Annotated in this window: 33 protein-coding genes; 32 read left to right on the plus strand and 1 reads right to left on the minus strand. The window is 52.9% G+C overall.

Annotated features, from left to right (window positions below; genetic code table 11):
- Positions 1-134 precede the first annotated feature (134 nt).
- Complete coding sequence (locus F5897_RS02315; RefSeq protein ID WP_124824548.1) at positions 135-371, minus strand: Rv0909 family putative TA system antitoxin; 237 nt, start codon at positions 369-371, stop codon at positions 135-137.
- A 137-nt stretch (positions 372-508) separates the two neighbouring features.
- Here F5897_RS02315 and F5897_RS02320 point away from each other — a divergent pair, with 137 nt between their 5' ends.
- The 32 genes from F5897_RS02320 to cas9 all read left to right on the plus strand — a co-directional run bounded on the left by F5897_RS02320 (position 509) and on the right by cas9 (position 21,665).
- Complete coding sequence (locus tag F5897_RS02320; RefSeq protein ID WP_183304337.1) at positions 509-1,558, plus strand: SDR family NAD(P)-dependent oxidoreductase; 1,050 nt, start codon at positions 509-511, stop codon at positions 1,556-1,558.
- Positions 1,559-1,853: 295 nt separating this feature from the next.
- Positions 1,854-2,162 (plus strand): 30S ribosomal protein S10, encoded by a 309-nt coding sequence (gene rpsJ, locus F5897_RS02325; RefSeq protein ID WP_010156393.1) that lies wholly within the window; start codon positions 1,854-1,856, stop codon positions 2,160-2,162.
- Between the two features lie 8 nt (positions 2,163-2,170).
- Complete coding sequence (gene rplC, locus F5897_RS02330; protein WP_124824546.1) at positions 2,171-2,827, plus strand: 50S ribosomal protein L3; 657 nt, start codon at positions 2,171-2,173, stop codon at positions 2,825-2,827.
- Between the two features lie 3 nt (positions 2,828-2,830).
- Entirely contained in the window at positions 2,831-3,484 is a 654-nt protein-coding gene (rplD, locus tag F5897_RS02335; protein ID WP_124824545.1) for a 50S ribosomal protein L4, read from the plus strand.
- Positions 3,484-3,783 carry a 50S ribosomal protein L23 gene (rplW, locus tag F5897_RS02340; protein ID WP_124824544.1) on the plus strand — a complete coding sequence of 100 codons (300 nt, stop codon included), beginning with the start codon at positions 3,484-3,486 and terminating at the stop codon, positions 3,781-3,783. Before rplD ends, rplW begins: the two co-directional genes overlap by 1 nt.
- A gap of 25 nt (positions 3,784-3,808) precedes the next feature.
- Entirely contained in the window at positions 3,809-4,645 is an 837-nt protein-coding gene (rplB, locus tag F5897_RS02345) for a 50S ribosomal protein L2 (protein ID WP_183304338.1), read from the plus strand.
- Between the two features lie 22 nt (positions 4,646-4,667).
- Positions 4,668-4,949, plus strand: coding sequence for a 30S ribosomal protein S19 (gene rpsS / locus F5897_RS02350; protein WP_124824542.1), 282 nt, complete (start codon positions 4,668-4,670; stop codon positions 4,947-4,949).
- A gap of 26 nt (positions 4,950-4,975) precedes the next feature.
- Positions 4,976-5,356, plus strand: coding sequence for a 50S ribosomal protein L22 (gene rplV / locus F5897_RS02355; protein WP_124824541.1), 381 nt, complete (start codon positions 4,976-4,978; stop codon positions 5,354-5,356).
- Positions 5,357-6,121, plus strand: coding sequence for a 30S ribosomal protein S3 (gene rpsC / locus F5897_RS02360; RefSeq protein ID WP_124824540.1), 765 nt, complete (start codon positions 5,357-5,359; stop codon positions 6,119-6,121).
- A 2-nt stretch (positions 6,122-6,123) separates the two neighbouring features.
- On the plus strand, positions 6,124-6,543 hold the full coding sequence (gene rplP / locus F5897_RS02365; RefSeq protein WP_124824539.1) for a 50S ribosomal protein L16: 420 nt from the start codon (positions 6,124-6,126) through the stop codon (positions 6,541-6,543).
- Entirely contained in the window at positions 6,543-6,833 is a 291-nt protein-coding gene (gene rpmC / locus F5897_RS02370) for a 50S ribosomal protein L29 (RefSeq protein ID WP_183304339.1), read from the plus strand. The genes rplP and rpmC overlap by 1 nt, the downstream gene beginning before the upstream one ends.
- 2 nt (positions 6,834-6,835) lie before the next feature.
- Positions 6,836-7,108 (plus strand): 30S ribosomal protein S17, encoded by a 273-nt coding sequence (gene rpsQ / locus F5897_RS02375; protein ID WP_124824537.1) that lies wholly within the window; start codon positions 6,836-6,838, stop codon positions 7,106-7,108.
- Positions 7,109-7,140: 32 nt separating this feature from the next.
- Complete coding sequence (gene rplN / locus F5897_RS02380) at positions 7,141-7,509, plus strand: 50S ribosomal protein L14 (protein ID WP_124824536.1); 369 nt, start codon at positions 7,141-7,143, stop codon at positions 7,507-7,509.
- 3 nt (positions 7,510-7,512) lie between these two features.
- On the plus strand, positions 7,513-7,887 hold the full coding sequence (rplX, locus tag F5897_RS02385; protein WP_124824535.1) for a 50S ribosomal protein L24: 375 nt from the start codon (positions 7,513-7,515) through the stop codon (positions 7,885-7,887).
- Positions 7,877-8,458 (plus strand): 50S ribosomal protein L5, encoded by a 582-nt coding sequence (gene rplE / locus F5897_RS02390; RefSeq protein ID WP_124824534.1) that lies wholly within the window; start codon positions 7,877-7,879, stop codon positions 8,456-8,458. Before rplX ends, rplE begins: the two co-directional genes overlap by 11 nt.
- 170 nt (positions 8,459-8,628) lie before the next feature.
- Positions 8,629-9,027 carry a 30S ribosomal protein S8 gene (gene rpsH / locus F5897_RS02395; RefSeq protein WP_124824533.1) on the plus strand — a complete coding sequence of 133 codons (399 nt, stop codon included), beginning with the start codon at positions 8,629-8,631 and terminating at the stop codon, positions 9,025-9,027.
- 6 nt (positions 9,028-9,033) lie between these two features.
- Positions 9,034-9,570, plus strand: coding sequence for a 50S ribosomal protein L6 (rplF, locus tag F5897_RS02400; protein WP_124824532.1), 537 nt, complete (start codon positions 9,034-9,036; stop codon positions 9,568-9,570).
- A 3-nt stretch (positions 9,571-9,573) separates the two neighbouring features.
- Entirely contained in the window at positions 9,574-9,948 is a 375-nt protein-coding gene (gene rplR / locus F5897_RS02405) for a 50S ribosomal protein L18 (RefSeq protein WP_124824531.1), read from the plus strand.
- A 23-nt stretch (positions 9,949-9,971) separates the two neighbouring features.
- Positions 9,972-10,640, plus strand: a complete 669-nt coding sequence (gene rpsE / locus F5897_RS02410) for a 30S ribosomal protein S5 (protein ID WP_233574331.1) — start codon at positions 9,972-9,974, stop codon at positions 10,638-10,640.
- Positions 10,641-10,642: 2 nt separating this feature from the next.
- Positions 10,643-10,831: a 50S ribosomal protein L30 gene (gene rpmD, locus F5897_RS02415; protein ID WP_124824529.1), complete on the plus strand. Its 189-nt coding sequence runs from the start codon at positions 10,643-10,645 to the stop codon at positions 10,829-10,831.
- Positions 10,828-11,289 carry a 50S ribosomal protein L15 gene (gene rplO, locus F5897_RS02420; protein ID WP_124824528.1) on the plus strand — a complete coding sequence of 154 codons (462 nt, stop codon included), beginning with the start codon at positions 10,828-10,830 and terminating at the stop codon, positions 11,287-11,289. The genes rpmD and rplO overlap by 4 nt, the downstream gene beginning before the upstream one ends.
- Before the next feature lie 217 nt (positions 11,290-11,506).
- Positions 11,507-12,829: a preprotein translocase subunit SecY gene (gene secY / locus F5897_RS02425; RefSeq protein WP_124824527.1), complete on the plus strand. Its 1,323-nt coding sequence runs from the start codon at positions 11,507-11,509 to the stop codon at positions 12,827-12,829.
- Positions 12,829-13,410 (plus strand): adenylate kinase, encoded by a 582-nt coding sequence (locus F5897_RS02430; protein WP_124824526.1) that lies wholly within the window; start codon positions 12,829-12,831, stop codon positions 13,408-13,410. The genes secY and F5897_RS02430 overlap by 1 nt, the downstream gene beginning before the upstream one ends.
- Before the next feature lie 8 nt (positions 13,411-13,418).
- On the plus strand, positions 13,419-14,255 hold the full coding sequence (gene map / locus F5897_RS02435; RefSeq protein ID WP_124824525.1) for a type I methionyl aminopeptidase: 837 nt from the start codon (positions 13,419-13,421) through the stop codon (positions 14,253-14,255).
- A gap of 185 nt (positions 14,256-14,440) precedes the next feature.
- A complete protein-coding gene (infA, locus tag F5897_RS02440; protein WP_124824524.1) occupies positions 14,441-14,662 on the plus strand; it encodes a translation initiation factor IF-1 in 222 nt (73 codons plus the stop codon).
- Positions 14,663-14,726: 64 nt separating this feature from the next.
- Positions 14,727-14,840 (plus strand): 50S ribosomal protein L36, encoded by a 114-nt coding sequence (rpmJ, locus tag F5897_RS02445; RefSeq protein WP_009199219.1) that lies wholly within the window; start codon positions 14,727-14,729, stop codon positions 14,838-14,840.
- Between the two features lie 144 nt (positions 14,841-14,984).
- Positions 14,985-15,353, plus strand: coding sequence for a 30S ribosomal protein S13 (rpsM, locus tag F5897_RS02450; RefSeq protein ID WP_124824523.1), 369 nt, complete (start codon positions 14,985-14,987; stop codon positions 15,351-15,353).
- 35 nt (positions 15,354-15,388) lie between these two features.
- Positions 15,389-15,787, plus strand: a complete 399-nt coding sequence (rpsK, locus tag F5897_RS02455) for a 30S ribosomal protein S11 (RefSeq protein WP_124824522.1) — start codon at positions 15,389-15,391, stop codon at positions 15,785-15,787.
- 96 nt (positions 15,788-15,883) lie between these two features.
- Entirely contained in the window at positions 15,884-16,867 is a 984-nt protein-coding gene (locus tag F5897_RS02460; RefSeq protein WP_183304340.1) for a DNA-directed RNA polymerase subunit alpha, read from the plus strand.
- 34 nt (positions 16,868-16,901) lie between these two features.
- The gene (gene rplQ / locus F5897_RS02465) at positions 16,902-17,435 is read left to right on the plus strand and encodes a 50S ribosomal protein L17 (protein ID WP_124824520.1); all 534 of its coding nucleotides are present in this window, start codon (positions 16,902-16,904) and stop codon (positions 17,433-17,435) included.
- 592 nt (positions 17,436-18,027) lie between these two features.
- Positions 18,028-18,309: a hypothetical protein gene (locus tag F5897_RS02470; protein ID WP_183304341.1), complete on the plus strand. Its 282-nt coding sequence runs from the start codon at positions 18,028-18,030 to the stop codon at positions 18,307-18,309.
- A 140-nt stretch (positions 18,310-18,449) separates the two neighbouring features.
- Entirely contained in the window at positions 18,450-21,665 is a 3,216-nt protein-coding gene (cas9, locus tag F5897_RS02475; RefSeq protein WP_183304342.1) for a type II CRISPR RNA-guided endonuclease Cas9, read from the plus strand.
- Positions 21,666-21,670: the final 5 nt, after the last annotated feature.

The raw sequence follows: 21,670 nt of genomic DNA on the forward strand, positions 1-21,670 counted from the left end.
CTAAGAGAGGGACGTGCGTCAGCGCGTCCCTCTCTGGTATTTATACGGCATTAGCGTGAGGTGCGAAAATAATTTTCGGCAAAATATTTGGGGCCACCCGAGCTGTGTCGGATGACCCCAAATTATAAAGCGGCTTATTCGTTGCCGATTTTACTGTCGAGGTTTTCACGCACCTCAGCAACCTTATCGGCAAATTTACCACCGGTTACTTTGTTAGCAAGGTTTGCGGCGCCATCCAGCACCTTGTCTGATACGCCTTCAGCTTGTTCGCTGCGAAGCGTCTCATCAACTTTGCCCTGGTTAGCATTTAGGGCTTCCTTACCCTTTGCAATCAGACCTTCTGCCTGCTGTTTGATGTTTTCTAGTGACATTGGAGCACCTTCCTTATTTGTACGTAGTTAAAATAACTACTTTATACGTAGTTAAAATAACTACGCTTGGATAAAATTATGCCGCTGTAAAATGTGTTTAAGCTCAGAATTTTGCGCAGTTTGAGAAAGAGAGTTTCGTGTCCCTCAAAATACTTGACGATCAGTATGCGACGTTTCTGCTTAATCGTAAAGTACAATCGCGCGCAGCGTACGAATGGAGCTATTACCTTGGTAAGAAGGTATTGATTACAGGGGCTGCCGGATCAATAGGGTCCCAGCTCGCAATGCAGCTGGCCGCTGCCGGCGCACAAGTGATTTTGCTTGACAGAGATGAGAACGCTCTGCAAGAAACTATGTTGCGGTTAGAAGCTAGCTACAGAGCAGAGTTGAGAACCGCAGCGGTTCAGTCTAATAGCGATGACTATGATTGTGTACTGCGAAATCTGCACACGGTGCTGGTGGATATTCGTGACCAGAAATCGTTGGTGAAGATGTTTAGAGAGTTTCGACCACAGATAGTCTTGCATGCTGCTGCCCTGAAACATGTCAACTTGCTGCAGCAATTTCCCGCAGAGGCTTGGCAGACAAATGTAATTGGAACTTACAATGTGTTGCGGGCCGCGATGCTGGTGGGGGTGGAAACGTTAGTTAACATTTCTACAGACAAAGCCGCAGCTCCAGTTAGTGTGCTGGGTAAAACCAAATTAATAGCTGAGCGGCTGGTAGCATGGGCGGCAAGCCGGAGCGAACATAAATATTTGTCGGTGCGTTTCGGGAATGTTTTGGGATCGCGTGGTTCACTGCTACCAACGTTGGAGCACCGGATTGCGTTGGGTTTGCCTTTGGTTTTGCGTGATCCGCATGCGACTAGATATTTTATGACAGTTTCAGAAGCCTGCGGTTTAGTGCTTGATTCTGTGCTGTTGGATATTGCGGGGAAGACCGCAGTTTTAGATATGGGGGAGCCTGTGCGCATTGCAGATCTGGTGCATCGCGTTACGCTATGGCATGGCATAAACCCGAAAATCATAACAACTGAATTATATGCAGGGGAGAAACTCCATGAACAGGTAGTCGGGCAAGCGGAAAAGCTGTATCCTACTTCCTGCCCTAAAATTTTTTATACGATTGTGGATCCGCTGGCGCCAAAAATGTTAGGCCAGTACCGTAGTGACCTGCTAAACTAGGGGAGAAGTGATCCACAATTGCGACACGCCCGGGTTGCATAAATAGGGCAAATTGTGGGAAACTGTATTAGTTCAGTACTTCTGTGTGCAGGCGTGTCTGCCTAGACACCTGAATCACTGCAATGCAGGTGCAGCTTAGGCTGCCGGTTGCAGCGAACGATGCCGGTTAAACCGGTGCCACTACGGTGGCGTTGACAGAAACAACCTTCGGGTTCCGTGAGGATTCTGGCGGTTGCAGTTACGTCCAATGCCCGGCTAAAAGCCGCGGTACGACGCGAAAGAAAGAGAGAGTCATATGGCGGGACAAAAAATCCGCATTCGACTAAAGTCGTATGACCACGAGGTCATCGACAGCTCAGCGCGCAAGATTGTAGACACAGTTACCCGCGCTGGTGCAACTGTAATTGGCCCTGTGCCGCTTCCAACCGAGAAGAACGTGATCGCAGTTATCCGTTCTCCTCACAAGTACAAGGACAGCCGCGAGCACTTCGAGAAGCGCACACACAAGCGTCTTATCGACATCGTGGATCCAACCCCAAAGGCAGTTGATTCGCTGATGCGTCTCGACCTGCCAGCCGACGTCAACATCGAGATCAAGCTTTAAGAGGAATCATGTCTGCAGCAAACAAGACTGTTAAGGGTCTGCTGGGCACGAAGCTTGGCATGACTCAGGTATGGGACGAAAACGGCGCAGTAGTGCCAGTAACCGTTATTGAGGTATCTCCTAACGTTGTTACCCAGATTCGTACCCCAGAAGTAGATGGCTACAGCGCTGTGCAGATCGCAGCCGGCCAAATCGATCCACGTAAGGTAACCAAGCCACTGGCTGGTCACTTTGAGAAGGCAGGCGTTACCCCGCGTCGTCACCTCACTGAGGTTCGCACCGCTAACGCCGCTGAGTACGCACTCGGTCAGGAACTCACCGCAGCTGAAACCTTCGCTGCTGGCGAGAAGATCGACGTTGTGGGCACCTCAAAGGGCAAAGGCTTCGCAGGTACCATGAAACGCCACAACTTCAAGGGTGTGGCAGCATCACACGGTCAGCACCGTAACCACCGTAAGCCAGGTTCTATCGGTGGCGCATCATTCCCAGGTCGTGTTTTCAAGGGTCAGCGCATGGCTGGCCGGATGGGCGGCGAGCGTGTTACTGTACAGAACCTCACCGTTCACGCAGTAGACGCTGAGAAGGGTCTGATTCTGGTGAAGGGTGCTGTCCCAGGCGCTCGTGGCCGTCTCGTATTCGTTCGTAACGCAGTGAAGGGGGCCTAACACATGGCAACCGTAACTAAGCTTGACGTGCTTGACGCAACAGGCAAGAAGGCTGGCTCTGTAGAGCTGCCAGAAGCCCTGTTCAACGTTGAAACTAACGTTCCGCTGATTCACCAGGTTGTGACCGCGCAGCTCGCAGCAGCGCGCCAGGGCACCCACAAGGCGAAGAACCGTGGCGAGGTTTCAGGCTCAGGCGTAAAGCCATTTAAGCAGAAGGGCACCGGTCGTTCACGTCAGGGCTCTATCCGTCAGCCTGAGCACCGCGGTGGTGGCGTAGTGCACGGTCCAGTGCCACGCGATTACTCACAGCGCACTCCTAAGAAGATGATTGCTGCTGCTATCACCGGTCTGCTCTCAGACCGTGCTCGCGGTGGCCGTCTGCACGTGCTGGAGAACCTTGGTGCAACCGACAAGCCATCAACCAAAGCCGCTCGCAAGGCTCTGGAAGCTGTGACCGTTGGTCGCCGCGTGCTCGTTGTAGCAACCCGTGAAGATGCAGCAACCATGCTTTCAGTACGTAACCTTCCAGGTGTACACGTGCTGGCAGCAGACCAGTTGAACGCTTACGACATCGTAGTTAGCGATGACCTGGTGTTCACCAAGGCTGCGTTTGACGGCTTTGTTGCAGCGCGCGCTGAGAAGGAGGCATCAAACTAATGAGTTTGAACAAGAATCCGCATGACGTAATCATTCGTCCAGTAGTTTCTGAGAAGAGCTACGGTCTGATTGACGGCAACGGTCAGTACACCTTCGAGGTGGAGCCGACTGCAAACAAAACTGAGATCAAGCTCGCAGTTGAGTCAATCTTCGACGTGAAGGTGGCAAAGGTTAACACCCTTACCCGTAAGGGCAAGACCCGCCGCACTCGCTTCGGATACGGCAAGCGCAAGGACACCAAGCGCGCTATCGTGACTCTGAAGAGCGGTTCAATCGACATCTTCTCGGCTGCGGTATAGGTCGGAAGCGAAGAGGAAACACATTATGGCTATTCGTAAGTACAAGCCCACGACCCCGGGTCGTCGCGGTTCGAGCGTTGCCGATTTCGCTGAGATCACTCGCTCAACTCCTGAAAAGTCTCTGCTGCGTCCGCTGCCTAAGACCGGTGGCCGTAACAACCAGGGACGTATCACCACTCGCCACATTGGCGGTGGCCACAAGCGTCAGTACCGTGTGATTGACTTCCGTCGTCACGACAAAGACGGTGTTAACGCTAAGGTAGCTCACATCGAGTACGACCCAAACCGTACCGCACGCATTGCGCTGCTGCACTACGTTGATGGCACCAAGCGTTACATCATCGCTCCAAACAAACTGAAGCAGGGCGATATCGTAGAGGCTGGTCCAAACGCAGACATCAAGCCAGGTAACAACCTGCCGCTGCGCAACATCCCAACCGGTACCGTTGTTCACGCTATCGAGCTGCGTCCAGGTGGCGGTGCGAAACTCGCACGTTCAGCTGGCTCATCAGTTCGTTTGGTTGCAAAAGACGGCCCATATGCACAGCTGCGTTTGCCTTCAGGTGAAATCCGTAACGTTGATGTACGCTGCCGCGCAACCGTTGGTGAAGTCGGCAACGCTGAGCAGTCAAACATTAACTGGGGTAAAGCTGGCCGCATGCGCTGGAAGGGCGTTCGCCCAACCGTGCGTGGTGTAGTAATGAACCCAGTTGACCACCCACACGGTGGTGGTGAAGGCCGTACCTCAGGTGGTCGTCACCCTGTTAGCCCATGGGGTCAGAAGGAAGGCCGCACTCGTCGTCCTAACAAAGAAAGCGACAAGTTCATTGTGCGCCGCCGTCCAACTGGCAAGAAGCGTTAATCGGTAGGTAGGAGAACAAAAGATGCCTCGTAGTCTAAAGAAAGGCCCTTTCGTTGACAATCACCTGCTCGATAAGGTGATTGCTCAGAACGAAGCGGGTTCAAACAACGTAATTAAGACCTGGTCACGTCGTTCAATGATTGTTCCAGCAATGCTCGGTCACACAATCGCTGTGCATGACGGTCGCAAGCACATTCCAGTGTTTGTTACCGAAACCATGGTTGGTCACAAGCTTGGTGAGTTCGCACCAACTCGTACCTTCCGCGGTCACGTAAAAGACGATAAGAAGGGTCGTCGCCGCTAACGCGGGGACGTGAAGGAGGAATAACTATGGTGGAGTCGATCGCACGCGTGCGTCATATCCGCATTACGCCTCAGAAGGCCCGTCGCGTCGTGAACCTTGTTCGTGGCAAGAACGCACAGGAAGCGCTTGCTATTCTCAAGTTCGCACCGCAGGCTGCAGCTGAGCCTGTTTACAAGCTTGTTGCATCAGCTATTGCTAATGCGCGAGTTAAAGCAGACAACGAAAACCTGCGTCTGAACGAGGATGAGCTGGTTGTAGCTCAGGCTTTCGTAGACGAGGGCGCAACGCTGAAGCGTTTCCGTCCACGTGCGCAGGGCCGTGCATTCCGCATCAACAAGCGCACTAGCCATATCACTGTGGTACTTGCTACCCCAGAGGCTATCGCTGCTAAGAAGGGAGCCAAATAAATGGGCCAGAAAATCCATCCTTACGGCTTCCGTCTGGGTGTAACCACTGACCACGTGTCACGCTGGTTCGCAGACTCAACTAAGCCGGGTCAGCGCTACGCTGATTATCTTGCGGAAGACGCAAAGATCCGCAAGTTCCTGACCAAGACCCTGGATCGTGCAGGCGTGAGCCGTATCAACATCGAGCGCACCCGCGATCGTGTTCGTGTGGATATCCACTCAGCTCGCCCAGGCATCGTAATTGGTCGCCGTGGTGCTGAGGCTGAGCGTGTTCGTGCACAGCTTGAGAAGCTCACCGGCAAGCAGATCCAGCTGAACATCCTCGAGGTTAAGAATCCAGAGGCTGATGCGCAGCTGGTAGCTCAGGGCATTGCGGAACAGCTGACCGCACGTGTGGCATTCCGCCGCGCGATGCGTAAGGGTCTGCAGGGCGCACAGCGCGCTGGTGCAAAGGGTATTCGTATCCAGGTTTCAGGCCGTCTTGGCGGCGCTGAAATGAGCCGTTCAGAGTTCTACCGTGAGGGTCGCGTGCCACTGCACACCCTGCGTGCGAACATTGATTACGGCTTCTATGAAGCAAAAACTACCTTCGGTATCATCGGTGTGAAGGTATGGATCTACAAGGGTGACATCACCAACAAGGAGCTCGCACGCGAAGAGGCTGCTAAGAAGCCAGCTCGCGGTGAGCGTGGTGAGCGCCGTCGCGGCCCACGTCGTGAGTCTGCGAAGAACGCTGCGCCTGCCGCAGCAGGAGCGGAGAACTAAGCATGCTGATTCCCCGTCGAGTAAAGTATCGTAAGCAGCACCACCCGAAGCGTTCGGGCGCTGCCAAGGGCGGCACTAAGGTACACTTCGGTGAGCTGGGTATCCAGGCACTGACCCCTGCCTACGTGACCAACCGCCAGATTGAGTCTGCGCGTATCGCAATGACCCGTCACATCAAGCGTGGTGGTAAGGTGTGGATCAACATCTACCCAGACCAGCCGCTGACCAAGAAGCCTGCTGAAACCCGTATGGGTTCTGGTAAGGGTTCACCTGAGTGGTGGGTAGCTAACGTAAAGCCAGGCCGTGTGCTGTTTGAGGTTGCAGGCGTTGACGAGCAGCTTGCACGTGAGGCGCTGACTCGCGCAATCCACAAGCTGCCTCTGAAAGCTCGCATTATCAAACGTGAGGAGGGCGACGCGTAATGGCTATCGGGAGCAAAGACCTCGGTATCAAGGAGCTTGACACATTTGCTGACGAGCGTCTGGTAGAGGAACTCAAGAAAGCTAAGGCTGAGCTATTCAACCTGCGCTTCCAGTCGGCGACTGGACAGCTCGCTAACAACGGGCGCGTGCGTCAGGTAAAGCGCGATATCGCACGTATTTACACCGTGCTGAACGAGCGTCAGCTCGGTATCCGTGTAGCTCCAGCTGCTGCACCAAAGAAAACCAAGAAGAAGCAGGCGGACGCCGCCGCTGAGACGAAGGAGGCCTAAACATGGCTGAAACCGTACAGGAACAGCGCCCGTACCGGAAGTCACTTCGCGGTTATGTGGTCAGCGACAAAATGGACAAGACCATTGTGGTTGAGGTAGAGGACCGGAAGAAGCACCCGCTCTACGGTAAGGTTATGCGCACCACCAAAAAGGTGAAGGCACATGACGCAGAGAACGTAGCAGGCATTGGCGACTACGTGCTCATTCACGAAACTCGTCCACTCAGCGCCACCAAAAACTGGCGTCTGGTTGAAATCCTCGAGAAGGCTAAGTAAGTCTTTCCAGGCTTACTGTTAAGGAGTAACAAGTGATTCAGCAGGAATCCCGACTGAAGGTTGCCGATAACACCGGCGCCAAAGAGTTGCTCACCATCCGCGTGCTCGGGGGATCAAGCCGCCGCTACGCAGGACTTGGCGATACCATCGTTGCGACTGTTAAAGACGCAATCCCAGGTGGCAACGTCAAGAAGGGTGAGGTTGTAAAAGCTGTTGTGGTGCGTGCCAAGAAGGCTACTCGCCGCGCAGACGGTTCATACATCAGCTTCGACGAGAACGCTGCCGTGATTTTGAAGAACGACGGGGAGCCACGTGGCACCCGTATCTTCGGCCCGGTAGGTCGTGAGCTTCGTGACAAGAAGTTCATGAAGATCGTTTCGCTGGCACCGGAGGTGATTTAGTCCATGGCTAACAAAATCCGCAAGGGTGACCTGGTAGAGGTTATCACCGGCGCAACTCAGGAGCGCGGCGGCGACCGCGGTAAGCAGGGTCGTGTGCTCGAGGTTTTGACCGAAACTGATCGTGTCATTGTTGAGGGTGTAAACCTGGTAACTAAGCACAATCGTGTAGGTCAGTCAGAGCGCGGCAGCAAAGAGGGTGGTATTGAGCACGTAGAGGCTCCAATTCACATCTCAAACGTTGCCGTAGTTGATCCAGAAACTAAGAAGCCAACCCGTGTTGGTTTCCGCGAAGAGGTAGTGAAGAAGGGCGGAGTAGAAAAAACCGTCCGTGTACGCTACGCTAAGAAGTCTGGAAAGGACATCCCGAATGAGCACTGATACTGCTGCGCCAGCTGGCAAAATCCAGCCGCGCCTGAAGCAGAAGTACCGCGAAGAGATCGCCCCAGCACTGACCGAAAAGTTCGGCTACGCTAACCCACATCAGGTTCCTGGTTTGGTGAAGGTAGTTGTAAACACCGGTGTTGGTGACGCTGCTCGCGATGGTAAAGTAATCGAAGGCGCTGTCAACGATTTGACTCTGATCACCGGTCAGAAGCCAAAAGTTAACCGTGCACGCAAGTCAATCGCGCAGTTCAAGTTGCGTGAAGGGCAGGCAATTGGCGCACACGTGACTCTACGTGGTGACCGTGCATGGGAATTCTTGGATCGTCTTATCAACCTGGCATTGCCACGTATCCGCGACTTCCGCGGGCTTAATGGCAACCAGTTCGATGGCAATGGTAACTACACTTTCGGTCTCACCGAACAGAGCGTGTTCCATGAAATCGATCAGGATAAGATTGATCGCGTGCGTGGTTTCGACATCACTGTTGTAACTACCGCGAAAACAGATGAAGAGGGTCGCGAACTCCTGAAGGCGTTCGGCTTCCCATTCAAAGCTGACGCGTAATTTAATAACATAACTGTTTGAGCTGGGGCCGGCTTTAGGAGACTAAAGCCGGTGCCAGCGTCAGCGCGTTTAAGGTAGTATGTTATCTTGGACGATCCAGTTCAAACACAACCACCAAGGTCGCCGGTCCTGTAAGGCTAGGCGAAACCAGGCGAGAAAGAGAAACAAATATGACTATGACAGATCCGGTCGCAGATATGCTGACCAGACTGCGTAACGCCAATGCGGCGCATCACGAGTCAGTTTCGCTGCCAGGCTCAAAACTTAAAGAGGGCATTGCTGCGATTCTGAAGCGTGAGGGTTACATTGCTGATTGGAAAGTTGAAGACGCACGCGTTGGAACTACCATCACCATGACCCTGAAGTACGGTCCAAACCGTGAAAGCTCAATTGAGGGCATCAAGCGTGTATCAAAGCCAGGTCTTCGGGTTTATGCACGTTCGACAGAGCTGCCAAAGGTGCTTGGCGGCCTCGGTATCGCTATCCTGTCCACTTCCTCAGGTCTGTTGACCGACCGTGAGGCTGAGCAGAAGGGCGTAGGCGGCGAAGTGCTGGCCTATGTGTGGTAATTCCGAATGTCACGTATTGGAAAGCTTCCTATTGCCGTACCGGGCAGCGTCACTGTTAATATTGACGGCCAGCAGGTAGCGGTTAAAGGTCCTAAGGGCGAGTTGTCACTCACCGTTGCAGAGCCAATTCGCGTAGCTCTGGAAGACGGTCAGATTCTTGTGACCCGTCCAAACGATGAGCGAGATTCACGTGCGCTGCACGGTTTGACTCGCACGCTCATCGCAAATAACATCATCGGTGTAACCGAAGGTTATTCAAAATCTCTGGAAATTGTTGGCACTGGTTACCGTGTGCAGCAGAAGGGCAGCGATATTGAGCTGGCGCTTGGCTTCTCACACCCAGTATTCTTTGCTGCTCCTGAGGGTGTTACCATCACCGTTGAAGGCGCAACAAAGATCCACGTTAGCGGCATCGACAAGCAGGCCGTTGGCGAGGTTGCTGCAAATATCCGTAAGCTGAAGAAACCAGAGCCATACAAGGGCAAGGGTATTCGTTACGCTGGCGAGGTTGTTCGCCGCAAGGCAGGAAAGGCTGGTAAGTAACCCATGGCTGCATCAGTTAAGCGCGCAGCGGGTCGCTCAGCGGCACGTGTCCGCCGCCACACCCGTCTGCGGAAGAAGATTGTAGGTAGTGTAGAGCGTCCACGTCTCTCAGTTACCCGCACCAACCGTCACGTATTCGTGCAGATTATTGACGACACCAAGGGTCACACCTTGGCATCAGCGTCAACTATGGAAGCGGATTTTAGCTCTTTCGAAGGTGACAAGTCTGCAAAGGCTCGTAAAGTTGGCGAGCTCATCGCAGCTCGTGCAAAGAGCGCCGGCGTTGAAGCGGTTGTTTTCGACCGCGGTGGTAGCAAGTACGCAGGTCGTGTTGCTGCCGTTGCTGAGGGCGCTCGAGAGGCAGGGCTGAGCCTGTGAGCGAAGAAACAAAGGAGCAGCAAGTGTCTGCAGAGGTACAGTCAACTGAGAACACTGCACAGCAGGAGACCCGCACCGAGTCACGCGAGGGTCGCGGTCGTGGCGGCCGCGCGCAGCGTGGTGAGCGTCAGAGTCGCGATCGTGCAGAAAGCCAGTTCCTGGAGCGCGTAGTTACCATCAACCGCGTATCAAAGGTTGTTAAGGGTGGTCGCCGCTTCAGCTTCACCGCGCTAGTGGTGGTTGGTGACGGCAACGGCACTGTCGGCGTTGGCTACGGAAAGGCTAAAGAGGTTCCTCTGGCTATTTCTAAGGGCGTTGAAGAGGCGAAGAAAAACTTCTTCCGTGTGCCGCGCGTTGCAAAAACCATTCCACACCCAGTGCAGGGCGAGAAGGCAGCCGGCGTAGTATTGCTGCGTCCAGCTGCTGCTGGTACTGGTGTTATCGCCGGTGGTCCAGTGCGTGCCGTGCTTGAGTGCGCTGGTATCCACGATGTGCTGAGCAAGTCACTTGGTTCATCAAACACCTTGAACATTGTGCACGCTACTGTTGCCGCGCTGAAGCAGCTCGAAGAGCCACGCTCAGTTGCTGCTCGTCGTGGCCTCGACTTCGATCAGGTAGCTCCTGCTCGAATCGTGCGTGCCGAGGCTGAAGCTGCAGCTGCTGCTGCGGCTGCTAAGAAGGCAGGTGCGTAACGATGGCTAAAGCGCTGAAAATTACGCAAGTAAAATCAAAAATTAGTGAGAAGCAGAACCAGCGTGACACCCTGCGCAGCCTCGGCTTGCGCAAGATCGGTCAGTCGGTTGTGCGTGAAGACAATGCGCAAAACCGTGGCTACGTGCTAGCGGTGCGCCACCTAGTAAAGGTTGAGGAGGTGGACGCGTGAGCGAGAAAACCGAAGAGCGTTCACAGATTCTAAAGGCTCACCACCTGCGTCCAGCACCGGGTGCTAAAAAAGCAAAAACCCGTGTTGGTCGTGGTGAAGCTTCTAAGGGTAAGACCGCTGGTCGCGGTACCAAGGGTACCAAGGCACGTTACCAGGTAAAAGCTGGTTTCGAGGGTGGTCAGATGCCGCTGCACATGCGGACCCCGAAGCTGCGTGGCTTTAAGAACCCATTCCGCACTGAGTACCAGGTTGTTAACGTGAGCAAGCTTGCTGAGCTGTACCCACAGGGTGGCGAAGTAACTGTAGCGGATCTGGTAGCTAAGGGCGCGGTTCGCAAGAACCAGCCTGTGAAGGTCCTTGGCAACGGCGATTTGTCAGTGAAACTGACCGTTGCTGTTGACAAGGTATCAACCTCAGCTGCTGAGAAGATTGCTGCTGCTGGCGGCGAGGTTAAGTAATTAACCCCACCCTGTCAGCTGTTAGCTGATTGCGTTTAAACGCCAAAATGCCCGGAGGCACAAGTCTTCCGGGCATTTTGCTGTGTGAAAAGCCCAGCACGCGTGCATCACGGGCGACATTTTGGTGGTGCCGGGTTGTAATTGATTTGCGTTACCGTGTAGGCTGGATTAGTTAAATCTGTGCATTTTGCACACCCCAAAAGTTTCGGAGGACAATTTGTTCAGCGCGATTGGTCGGATCTTCCGCACGCAAGACCTGCGACGTAAAATCCTGTTTACGCTTGCAATCATGGCAGTGTTCCGTCTGGGCTCGTTTGTGCCAGCACCATTTGTAAACTTCAACAACGTGCAAGCGTGTCTCGCGTCTGTGCAAAACGCATCTGGGCTTTACCAGATGATCAACATGTTCTCCGGTGGTGCGCTGTTGCAGCTGTCCATCTTTGCGCTGGGTATCATGCCATACATCACCGCATCGATTATCACTCAGCTGCTGCGCGTGGTAATTCCACACTTTGAGACGCTGCACAAAGAGGGGCAAGCTGGCCAGTCTAAGCTGACCCAGTACACTCGCTACCTCACCCTGGGCCTCGCAGTGCTGCAAGCAACCACCCTGATTGTAACCGCCCGCAGCGGCCTACTGTTCGGTGCAATCGGCAACGTGGCTTGTGAAAACATTGTGAACCCAAGCTGGTGGGCGATGCTGCTGCAGATTGTGACCATGACCGCCGGCACCTGCCTTGTGATGTGGTTCGGGGAGCTCATCACCGAGCGCGGCATCGGGAACGGCATGTCCTTGCTGATTTTCACTTCTATCGCGGCCGGCTTCCCAGGCTCACTGTGGGCGATCCAGCAGACCCAGGGGTGGGAGACCTTCCTTTTCGTAACCCTCATCGGTCTGCTCGTAATGCTCGCAGTGGTGTTCGTGGAGCAGTCGCAGCGCCGTGTGCCAGTGCAGTACGCTAAGCGCGTGGTTGGCCGCCGCACCTACGGTGGCACCAGCACCTACATTCCGATCAAGGTAAACATGGCCGGGGTGATTCCGGTAATCTTTGCGTCATCAATCCTGTTTATTCCGATGCTGATTACCCAGTTCAACACTCCAGCCCCGGGCGAGACCGCGCCTGATTGGGTGGTGTGGATCCAGAACAACCTGGTTTCAGGTGATCGTCCGGTGTACATGGCAGTGTTCTTCCTGCTGGTTATCGCCTTTGCGTTCTTCTACGTTGGCATCACGTTTAACCCAGACGAGGTTGCCGATAATATGAAACGCTATGGCGGATTCATCCCAGGCTTCCGTGCGGGACGTGAGACCGCAGATTTCCTGCGTTACGTTATTAACCGCATCACTGCCGCGGGCTCCCTATACTTGGGTATTATTGCGTTGCTGCCACTAATCGCCCTAGCGCTGTTTAACGCTAACCAGAACTTCCCGTTCGGCGGAGCCTCGATTCTGATTATCGTTGGTGTAGGTTTGGAAACCGTGAAGCAGATTGATGCGCAGCTGCAGCAGCGTCACTATGAAGGACTACTGAAAAAATAATGACCGCACGTCTACTGATTATTGGAGCCCCGGGCGCAGGTAAAGGCACCCAGGCAACTATGCTGGCGGAGCGCTACGCCGTGCCAGCAATTTCCACCGGCGACATTTTTCGCGCCAACATTAAAGAACAGACCGAGCTCGGCAAGCAAGTACAGGCAATTATTGAGCGCGGCGAACTGGTGCCCGATGAGGTCACCAGTGCCATCGTAGCTGACCGCCTGAACCAGGAAGATGCTGCTGCGGGATTCTTGCTCGATGGCTACCCACGCACCGTGGAGCAGGTTGCAGACCTCGATAGCTACCTGACGGCGCAGGGGCAGCAGCTTGATGCGGTGGTGCTGCTGGAGGCCGATACCGAGGCTGTTATTGCGCGCTTGCTCAAGCGTGCTGCTGAGCAGGGACGCGCGGATGACACCGAAGAGACTATTCGTCACCGCCAAAACGTTTACGCTGCGCAGACCGCGCCACTGGTGGAGCTGTTTGCTGCACGTGATTTGCTGGTAACTGTTGATGGTATGGGCACCGTTGCTGAGGTTGCGGAGCGTATCGCCACTGCGTTGCAAGCGAAAATCGGTCGCTAGGGGAGAGTATGCGTTCGATCCGCAAATCAATCTATAAGTCGCCGGCGCAACTGCGGCTGATGGTGGAGCCCAACCGCATCACCTATGAAGCGTTGCAGGCTGCTAAGGCTGCTGCTGTTGCTGGCGCAACTTTGCTTGAGGTGGATCGCGCAGCCGAGGCGAAAATCCGGGAACTGGGTGCGGAGCCAAACTTTATGCTCGAACCGGGCTACCGTCACACCACCTGCACCAGCGTTAATGATGCTGTTGTGCACGCGATTCCAACCGACTATGTGCTGCAGCCGGGCGACATTATTTCGATTGACTGCGGTGCTATCCTCAAAGGCTGGAACGGCGATTCTGCGGTAACCGTGGTGATTCCTGACGACAATAACCCGGAGCTCGTGGCTGAGCGTGAAGCGCTTAGTCACCACACGGAGCAGGCAATGTGGGCTGGCATTGCCGCGCTGGCAAACGCCAAAGAAATTAACGAGGTCGGTGTTGCGGTCGAGGACTATATTAAGAGCAACACCACATACTCCATCGTGCAGGACTATATTGGGCACGGTATTGGCCGTTCTATGCATGAACTACCGCAGGTTTTCAACTATGCGGTGGCAGGGCGCAGCGCCCAGGTGAAGCCGGGTCTGGTTGTCGCAATTGAGCCGATTATTGCCGCCGGGCGCAACGCCACAAAGGTGGATCAGCAAGACGGCTGGACGGTCTACATGGCTGATGGTAAAGACAGCTGCCAGTGGGAGCACACTGTTGCGGTGCATAAAGACGGTATCTGGGTGCTGACCGCCCCGGATGGCGGTGCCGCGGGGCTGGCGCCGTACGGTATTGTGCCGCAGCCAATCGCGTAACTAGGGCGGGGTGATCCACCCCCCATGAAGGTGCGCTTTGAAAAGTTGAAAACTCAACTAGACAAAGCGCACTTTTAGTTATATGATTGTTTTTTGGTGCTTTGCGCCTATTTTATGCTTGCTAAAAGCAGGAATGGTGCTTTGCATTCGCATGAGTAGAACTTACTTGAATCGATAGTGAGGATATGGCCAAAAAAGAAGGCGTAATTGAGGTGGAGGGCCGCGTGATTGAGGCGCTCCGCAATGCCCAGTTTCGTGTTGAGCTGACCAACGGGCACACCGTGCTCGCGACCATTTCAGGCAAAATGCGCAAGAACTATATTCGTATTCTGCCGGAAGATCGCGTTGTTGTGGAGCTGACACCCTACGATTTGACTCGCGGTCGAATCAGCTATCGCTACAAATAAGTCTACGAAGTAACGGTTTGCGGCATCCCGCATTCACGAAGACAGCGAAACATTAAGGAACATCATGAAGGTAAAGCCAAGCGTTAAGAAGATTTGCGACAAGTGCAAGGTTATTCGTCGCCACGGCCGCGTCATGGTTATTTGCGAAAACCCACGTCACAAGCAGCGTCAGGGCTAATTGCGGCGCGGCTACCGCGTTTAATAACTAAATAAACAACCCAAGCGTATCGAAGCACCCGGCAAGCCCGGGGAACACCTTGAGACGGGGGCTCAGGCACCCGATACGCTCCACACCTCCGACTAAACCCAAGGAGAAGCCACCATGGCACGTCTCGCTGGAGTCGACATCCCGCGTGAAAAGCGGGTAGAAGTTGCTCTTACTTACATCTACGGCGTGGGTCGCACCCGCGCTCTGAAAACCCTTAAAGAAACCGGTATCGACGGTAACATCCGCGTGAAAGATCTCAACGACGATCAGCTCGTTGCTTTGCGTGACTACATTGAAGGCAACTTCAAGGTAGAGGGTGACCTGCGTCGTGAGGTTGCAGCAGATATCCGCCGCAAGGTTGAGATCGGAAGCTACCAGGGTCTGCGTCACCGCCGCGGTCTGCCAGTGCACGGCCAGCGCACCAAGACCAACGCCCGTACTCGCAAGGGTCCAAAGAAGACCGTTGCTGGTAAGAAGAAGTAACCCACAATCGTTTTTAGCTTTCAGGAGAATCTGTAATGGCTGCACCAAAAGCCGCGGCGCGTAAACCACGCCGCAAAGACAAGAAGAACGTTGTTGTGGGTCAGGCTCACATCAAGTCAACGTTCAACAACACCATCGTTTCAATCACTGACACCACCGGTGCTGTGATCAGCTCTGTTTCTTCAGGTGCTGTTGGCTTTAAGGGTTCACGTAAGTCAACCCCGTTCGCAGCTCAGCTTGCCGCTGAGTCAGCTGCGAAGAAAGCCCAGGAGCATGGCCTGAAGAAGGTTGACATTTTCGTAAAGGGCCCAGGCTCAGGCCGCGAAACAGCGATTCGTTCGCTGCAGGCAGCTGGTCTTGAGGTTGGTTCAATCACCGATGTGACTCCGCAGACTCACAACGGTTGCCGCCCACCGAAGCGTCGTCGCGTCTAACGTGAGCATACAGCGCACTTTGCGCTGTGTCCCTATTAAACATTCCCTGTAACCGCATGAGTCAAATTGTGGACTCTTAGCGAAAGGAAACAAATCGTGCTCATCGCACAGCGACCAACACTCACAGAAGAAACAATTTCTGAGTTCCGTTCGCGTTTTGTTATCGAACCACTTGAGCCAGGTTTCGGCTACACCCTCGGTAACTCACTGCGTCGCACCCTGCTGTCATCTATTCCTGGCGCTGCTGTTACCAGTGTGCGCTTTGAGGGTGTGGCACACGAGTTCACTACTATTCCACACGTAACCGAAGATGTGACCGAGATTATTCTCAACATCAAAGGTCTGGTGGTTTCTAGCGAACACGACGAGCCAGTAACCGCTTACCTGCGCAAATCAGGTGCCGGTGAGGTTACCGCTGCAGATATTTCAGTTCCTGCGGGTGTGGAGATCCACAACCCAGATCTGGTCATTGCAACTCTGAGTGAAGACGCAGATTTCGAGCTCGATATTACTATCGAGCGCGGTCGTGGTTATGTTTCAGCAAACCAGAACCGTAACGAAGATGCAGAAGTTGGCCGGATTCCGGTTGACTCCATCTACTCTCCAGTGCTGAAGGTTACCTATAAGGTTGAAGCTACCCGTGCGGGCGAGCGCACCGACTTCGATCGCCTGATCGTTGATGTAGAAACCAAACCAGCGATCAGCCCACGCGACGCTATCGCGTCTGCTGGTTCAACCCTGGTAGAGCTGTTCGGTCTGGCGCGGGAACTGAACACCGCGGCAGAAGGCGTGGAAATTGGGCAGGCACCTGTTGAGGTTGCTGCTGAGGGCGAGCTTTCAATTCCGATTGAGGATCTCGACCTGTCAGTGCGCAGCTACAACTGCCTGAAGCGTGAAGGCATCAACACCGTTAGCGAGCTCGTTGCTCTGTCTGAGACACAGTTGATGAACATCCGCAACTTTGGCCAGAAATCAGTTTTCGAGGTGCGCGACAAGCTCACCGAGATGGGTCTTTCACTGAAAGACGCAGTGCCTGGTTTCGACGGCGCCAATTACTACAGCTACGAAGAAGACAACTAAGCGAGCAACAGCTCGAATATAAACGGAGAACAAAATGCCTAAGCCAACTAAGGGTGCACGTCTAGGCGGTGGCCCAACCCACGAGCGCATGATGCTCAACCAGATGGCTGCCCAGCTCTTTGAGCACAAACGCATCCAGACCACTGAAACCCGCGCAAAGCGTCTGCAGCCTGTTGCAGAACGCCTGATTACCTTCGCAAAGCGCGGCGATCTTGCAGCGCGCCGTCGCGTGATGCGCCAGATCCTTGACAAGTCAGTAGTGCACGAGCTCTTCACCGAGATCGCACCGCTGGTAGCAGAGCGCGAGGGTGGCTATACCCGCGTTATTAAGACTGGCTTCCGCAAGGGTGACAACGCGCCAATGGCAGTGATTGAGCTGGTGCTTGAGCCAGTTGTAAAGAAGCAGCGTGCTGCAAAGCCAGCAGCTGAGGAAACCGCTCCAGCAGCTACTGAAGCTGCTGCTGAGGAGACCGCAGCTGAAGAAACTGCTGCGGCTGAAGCAACTGAAGCTGCTGAGGAGACCGCTGCAGCGGAAGCTCCAGAAGCCACCGAAGAAGCAGCTGCGTAACTAGCACTCAAAACGCAATATGAAAGCCCCGGAAATTTCCGGGGCTTTCGTGTTTAATGCCGTATGTTTGGAGTTTAGACTTTTGGTTTGCTTTTACTGCGGCGCGCACACCGTGCCGCGCGGGCACTCGCAGCGGTACCTACGGAATAGCTCAACCAGCATCCAAGACAGCGCGAGCCCTAACCCTGTGACCGATACTATGAGCCAAATCGCTGTGGTGTCAGGATTAACTGCGTGGGTTTCTGTTGCCTCATCGTAGCCGATAAGGGAAACCATGAGTGCTGCCCCGGTGGAAAGGATAAAAAGGCAATTAACTATGATTGAGAGATAGTAGCGCATAGTACCTCCTGTAACTTTTTATGTTTCTCTACATATCGTTGCGGCTCTGAGGTAAATGTTCTTTCTGCTGGTAAAGCTAAAACTTAACAAAATTATATATATATATATATTCTTCGGTACAACAACTGTTTGTTTAATGGTAAAAATAAAGCACTCAAAAGATTCAGTTGAATTACCGCGCCAGCGTTACTGTGGTAACTTCACGGCGATGCCGTAGTAATCTACCAAATTTATATTGAGAAAAGAGGGTATCATGCTAAGTTTCAAAAATCGCAAGACTGCCTCTGAGGTCTTAACTACCGCAGGAATTACACTCACCACGGCAGGTTTGCTTGCAATATACCTGGTGTGGTTGGTGAATTTTTCTCGATATATGTATATTGAAGATTTGCAGTTGGGTTTCAATGACGAGATGATGCGTCTAATAACACAGTATTCACCAGCTGACAAAGCGATTTTTCTGGCGGGAGCGATAATTGCCTTACTGGGTATAGTTGCTGTAATCGCCGCGCGCATTAGCGCTCGAAAAAAGTAACGGGGCCCGAAGGCCCCGTCTCATTTGGTGAATCTACCTGCATAACAGAAATCTTCTTGTTAATGTCAGGGCTCATTTCCCATATTTAATATGACAATAGATTAGCATAAAAATAAAACTTTTGTGAAAATTATTGCATAATGTCTTGTCGGAAAGATTGGGAGGCTTCAATGCAGCAGTTTCGATACCGTTTGGGCCTTGATTTAGGAACTAATTCTCTTGGGTGGGCGATGATCCTCCTTGACGAAGATAATAAGCCTTGTAAAGTTCTACGCTTAGGGGTGCGGCTATTTGACACAGGGCGGGAACCTAAAGCTGGCTCGTCATTAGCTGTAAATCGCAGAGGCGCGCGTCAGATGCGCCGTCGTTTAGACCGTGTAAAGAAACGCCGTTACCGTTTCCTGAAAGAGCTTATCAGAGCGGGGTTGCTGCCGGAAAACGAACAAGATCGTAAAGAGCTGCTATCGCTTAACCCCCTGCGGTTGCGCGCTGAAGCGGTGACCAAAGAGCTGTCTGCATACGAGGTTGGCCGCGCGCTTTTCCATCTGCAACAACGCCGCGGGTTTAAGAGTGGCCGCAAGATTGCTATTAAAGACGTTGAAAACGAAGAAGGCAAGATTAAAAGCGCTATATCAGAGACTCGTAGCATGCTTGACGGTCGCACCATCGGTCAAGAACTTTGGCGACGTGTGCAAAACGGTGAACCCGCTAGGGCACGGCTCGTAGGAGAAGGCCAAACAGCTAGCTACACTTACTATATAGAACGCGATATGATTGCCGAGGAGTTCGATCGAATCTGGGAATATCAGCGGCAGTTCAATCCTGAAAAATTCACTGCAGAATCAGCCGAACGCCTACGTGATGTTCTGCTTTTCCAGCGTGATTTGTTGCCTGCCGTGCCCGGTAAATGTTTTTACCATCCGCAGGAAGACCGATTACCTTTGGCAACTAACACGGCGCAGGAATTTCGCCTTTACCAAGAGGTAAATAATTTACGACTCTTAGATAAGCGCACGTTGGAGACGCGCCCGCTAACTTTAGAGGAACGCGACCGGCTGATTGCTATTTTGCAAATACAAACCGAGGTGTCCTTTTCGGCAATGCGCAGGGAGATTTTGGGTAAAGAATCGCGCGCTTTTGTTTTCACGGTTGAACAACTGGGGCGCCGCACGAAATTGCTCGGAAACACAACTGCCGCAGCACTTGCTGCCGACACTGCGTTCGGTGAAAGATGGTGGAATTTTACTGCCGAAGAAAAAGATTATGTGGCAGAGCTAATTGCGCGAGAACGCAAAGAACGGGTAGCGATACAAAAGTTGAGCGGCGAATTTGGGGTTTCTGAGCTTGTCGCACATACTCTGCTTGTGAATGGGCTCGAAGAGGAATTTTTGCGGATCGGTAAAACCGCAGCAACGAAAATCCTAGCGGCTCTAAAAACTGGGTGGAACGCAGCCGCAGATGCTCCTTTAACCTATGATAAAGCCGTTGCCATAGCTGGTTATGGGTCGCATACAGTGGGCGGTGCCGCAGGGGTAATTTTTGACATGCTCCCTTACTACGGTGAAGTTTTGCCACTGCACACGGCGCCGCGGCCAAAATCACAGGTTCCTGATGAACGACAATACGGTAAAATCGCAAACCCGACCGTGCATCTCGGCTTGAACCAGATCCGCAAAGTTGTGAACGCGATTATCGAGCGCTATGGCACGCCTGAACAGATAGTTGTTGAAGTAGGGCGAGAGCTGAAAAATGGGGAATATGTAAAAACCCAAATTAAAGCAGAGCAGGATAAAAATGCGAAGGCTAATCAAGAACTTAATGACGAGCTAGAAGCCTTTGGTGTAAAAGTTAATGCGGAAAATCGCACACGCTTGCGGCTATATCGTGAACTCGCCGGTAAAGAGGACCACAAAACGGCAACCATTAGGTGCGTATATTCCGGCAAAGTAATTAGCTATGCAAAACTGTTCTCTAACGAATATCAGGTAGACCACGTGCTACCGTTTTCGCGAACGCTGAATAACAGTTTTGCTAATAAGGTGCTTGTTCATAATAGCGCAAACCGCTATAAGGGTAATAAAACTCCGTTTGAGGCGTTTGGCAGCTCCCAAGACGAATATGACTGGGATAAAATTCTTGACCTGATTAAGGTGCTTCCTGGTAATAAACAACGGCTGTTTGCCCCCGATGTGCAGGTCGAACCGCAGGGATTTTTGGAGAGGCAGTTGGGTGATACGCAATATCTTTCACGTGTTGCAGTACAGTATCTACAGAGTCTCGATGGCGTTGATGTGTGGAGTGTAAGGGGTGCGCTAACCTCGATGCTACGTCGCGAATGGGGGTTAAACTCATTAATTAGCTTTAACAATCAGAAAAATCGTGAGGATCATCGCCACCACGCAATTGATGCCGCTGTTGTTGCGCTTACAGATCGAAGCACTCTGCAGCAGGCAAGCCGTGCCGCGCAGAGAGCTGAAACGCAGCAGTCGCAACGTGTAATGCTTGAGTTTCCAAATCCGTGGCAGGGTTTCCGTGCAGAAATGCAAGAAAAAGTAAACAGCATAGTGGTTTCAATCAAACCTGACCACGGTGTTGCTGGAAAGCTGCACAATGACACCGCTTACGGTATCGAACGTTTGGGTGAGGGAGGAAAGCCGAGTGTTGTGCGGCACCGGGTTCCGTTAACAACTTTGAAAGCAGCGGATTTAGGAACTCTTAAGCCTGAATTTGGTAGCTTACCGATTATTGATGTTGATTCTGCTTTCTATGCGCAGATTGCTGATGCGATCGAGGGATATGCAGATAAAGAAGAGTGGAAACGAAATCTTTCGGCTCTGGCCCAAAAAACCGGACGGCGTTATGTACGAAAGCGAGAAGTGCTCAGCGTTATACCGATTTTTGAGCGGGGTAGTGAGAATGATCCGCAACGAAAGCCGTATAAGGGTTTGAAGGGCGATGCAAACTACTGTATGGAAATTTTTGCGGATTCTAAGGGGAACTGGAAGAGCGAGATTATTTCGCGCTTCACCGCAAACACGGCAGAGTACAAGAGTTATCTTGCGGGGGCTGAAGCGCAGCGCGTTACTTTTTCGGGTAAACCACTTGTAATGCGTTTACTGATTAATGATTGTGTTGTGCTCGGTGATAGTCCCACCGTTTATAAGGTGCAGAAAGTGTCAGGGGCAGCGATAACTCTATGCCCAGTGCACGAGGGCAACGCCGATGCGCGCAACCGAGACAAGCAAGACCCTTTCTCCTTTGTTACCAAAACTGCTAATTCTTTGCGCACAAGCGGCGGGCGAAAGGTTCTTGTGACCGAACTGGGAACTGTTTTAGATCCGGGGCCGCTTGAATAGAGGAC

It is taken from the genome of Canibacter oris (assembly GCF_014197205.1).
Lineage (GTDB): Bacteria > Actinomycetota > Actinomycetes > Actinomycetales > Microbacteriaceae > Canibacter > Canibacter oris.

Bases quoted from the DNA above. Each gene is read 5' to 3' on its own strand.
- rpsJ (WP_010156393.1), top strand. From the start codon at position 1,854: ATGGCGGGACAAAAAATCCGCATTCGACTAAAGTCGTATGACCACGAG.
- rpsM (WP_124824523.1), top strand. From the start codon at position 14,985: ATGGCACGTCTCGCTGGAGTCGACATCCCGCGTGAAAAGCGGGTAGAA.
- rpmC (WP_183304339.1), top strand. From the start codon at position 6,543: ATGGCTATCGGGAGCAAAGACCTCGGTATCAAGGAGCTTGACACATTT.
- F5897_RS02430 (WP_124824526.1), top strand. From the start codon at position 12,829: ATGACCGCACGTCTACTGATTATTGGAGCCCCGGGCGCAGGTAAAGGC.
- rplB (WP_183304338.1), top strand. From the start codon at position 3,809: ATGGCTATTCGTAAGTACAAGCCCACGACCCCGGGTCGTCGCGGTTCG.
- rplR (WP_124824531.1), top strand. From the start codon at position 9,574: ATGGCTGCATCAGTTAAGCGCGCAGCGGGTCGCTCAGCGGCACGTGTC.
- rpsS (WP_124824542.1), top strand. From the start codon at position 4,668: ATGCCTCGTAGTCTAAAGAAAGGCCCTTTCGTTGACAATCACCTGCTC.
- map (WP_124824525.1), top strand. From the start codon at position 13,419: ATGCGTTCGATCCGCAAATCAATCTATAAGTCGCCGGCGCAACTGCGG.
- rpsQ (WP_124824537.1), top strand. From the start codon at position 6,836: ATGGCTGAAACCGTACAGGAACAGCGCCCGTACCGGAAGTCACTTCGC.
- rpmJ (WP_009199219.1), top strand. From the start codon at position 14,727: ATGAAGGTAAAGCCAAGCGTTAAGAAGATTTGCGACAAGTGCAAGGTT.
- F5897_RS02315 (WP_124824548.1), bottom strand. From the start codon at position 371: ATGTCACTAGAAAACATCAAACAGCAGGCAGAAGGTCTGATTGCAAAG.
- rpsC (WP_124824540.1), top strand. From the start codon at position 5,357: ATGGGCCAGAAAATCCATCCTTACGGCTTCCGTCTGGGTGTAACCACT.
- rpmD (WP_124824529.1), top strand. From the start codon at position 10,643: ATGGCTAAAGCGCTGAAAATTACGCAAGTAAAATCAAAAATTAGTGAG.
- rplE (WP_124824534.1), top strand. From the start codon at position 7,877: ATGAGCACTGATACTGCTGCGCCAGCTGGCAAAATCCAGCCGCGCCTG.
- rplV (WP_124824541.1), top strand. From the start codon at position 4,976: ATGGTGGAGTCGATCGCACGCGTGCGTCATATCCGCATTACGCCTCAG.
- infA (WP_124824524.1), top strand. From the start codon at position 14,441: ATGGCCAAAAAAGAAGGCGTAATTGAGGTGGAGGGCCGCGTGATTGAG.
- rpsK (WP_124824522.1), top strand. From the start codon at position 15,389: ATGGCTGCACCAAAAGCCGCGGCGCGTAAACCACGCCGCAAAGACAAG.
- rpsH (WP_124824533.1), top strand. From the start codon at position 8,629: ATGACTATGACAGATCCGGTCGCAGATATGCTGACCAGACTGCGTAAC.
- rplF (WP_124824532.1), top strand. From the start codon at position 9,034: ATGTCACGTATTGGAAAGCTTCCTATTGCCGTACCGGGCAGCGTCACT.
- rplX (WP_124824535.1), top strand. From the start codon at position 7,513: ATGGCTAACAAAATCCGCAAGGGTGACCTGGTAGAGGTTATCACCGGC.
- rplP (WP_124824539.1), top strand. From the start codon at position 6,124: ATGCTGATTCCCCGTCGAGTAAAGTATCGTAAGCAGCACCACCCGAAG.
- cas9 (WP_183304342.1), top strand. From the start codon at position 18,450: ATGTCTTGTCGGAAAGATTGGGAGGCTTCAATGCAGCAGTTTCGATAC.
- rplD (WP_124824545.1), top strand. From the start codon at position 2,831: ATGGCAACCGTAACTAAGCTTGACGTGCTTGACGCAACAGGCAAGAAG.
- rplC (WP_124824546.1), top strand. From the start codon at position 2,171: ATGTCTGCAGCAAACAAGACTGTTAAGGGTCTGCTGGGCACGAAGCTT.
- rplW (WP_124824544.1), top strand. From the start codon at position 3,484: ATGAGTTTGAACAAGAATCCGCATGACGTAATCATTCGTCCAGTAGTT.
- rplQ (WP_124824520.1), top strand. From the start codon at position 16,902: ATGCCTAAGCCAACTAAGGGTGCACGTCTAGGCGGTGGCCCAACCCAC.
- F5897_RS02470 (WP_183304341.1), top strand. From the start codon at position 18,028: ATGCTAAGTTTCAAAAATCGCAAGACTGCCTCTGAGGTCTTAACTACC.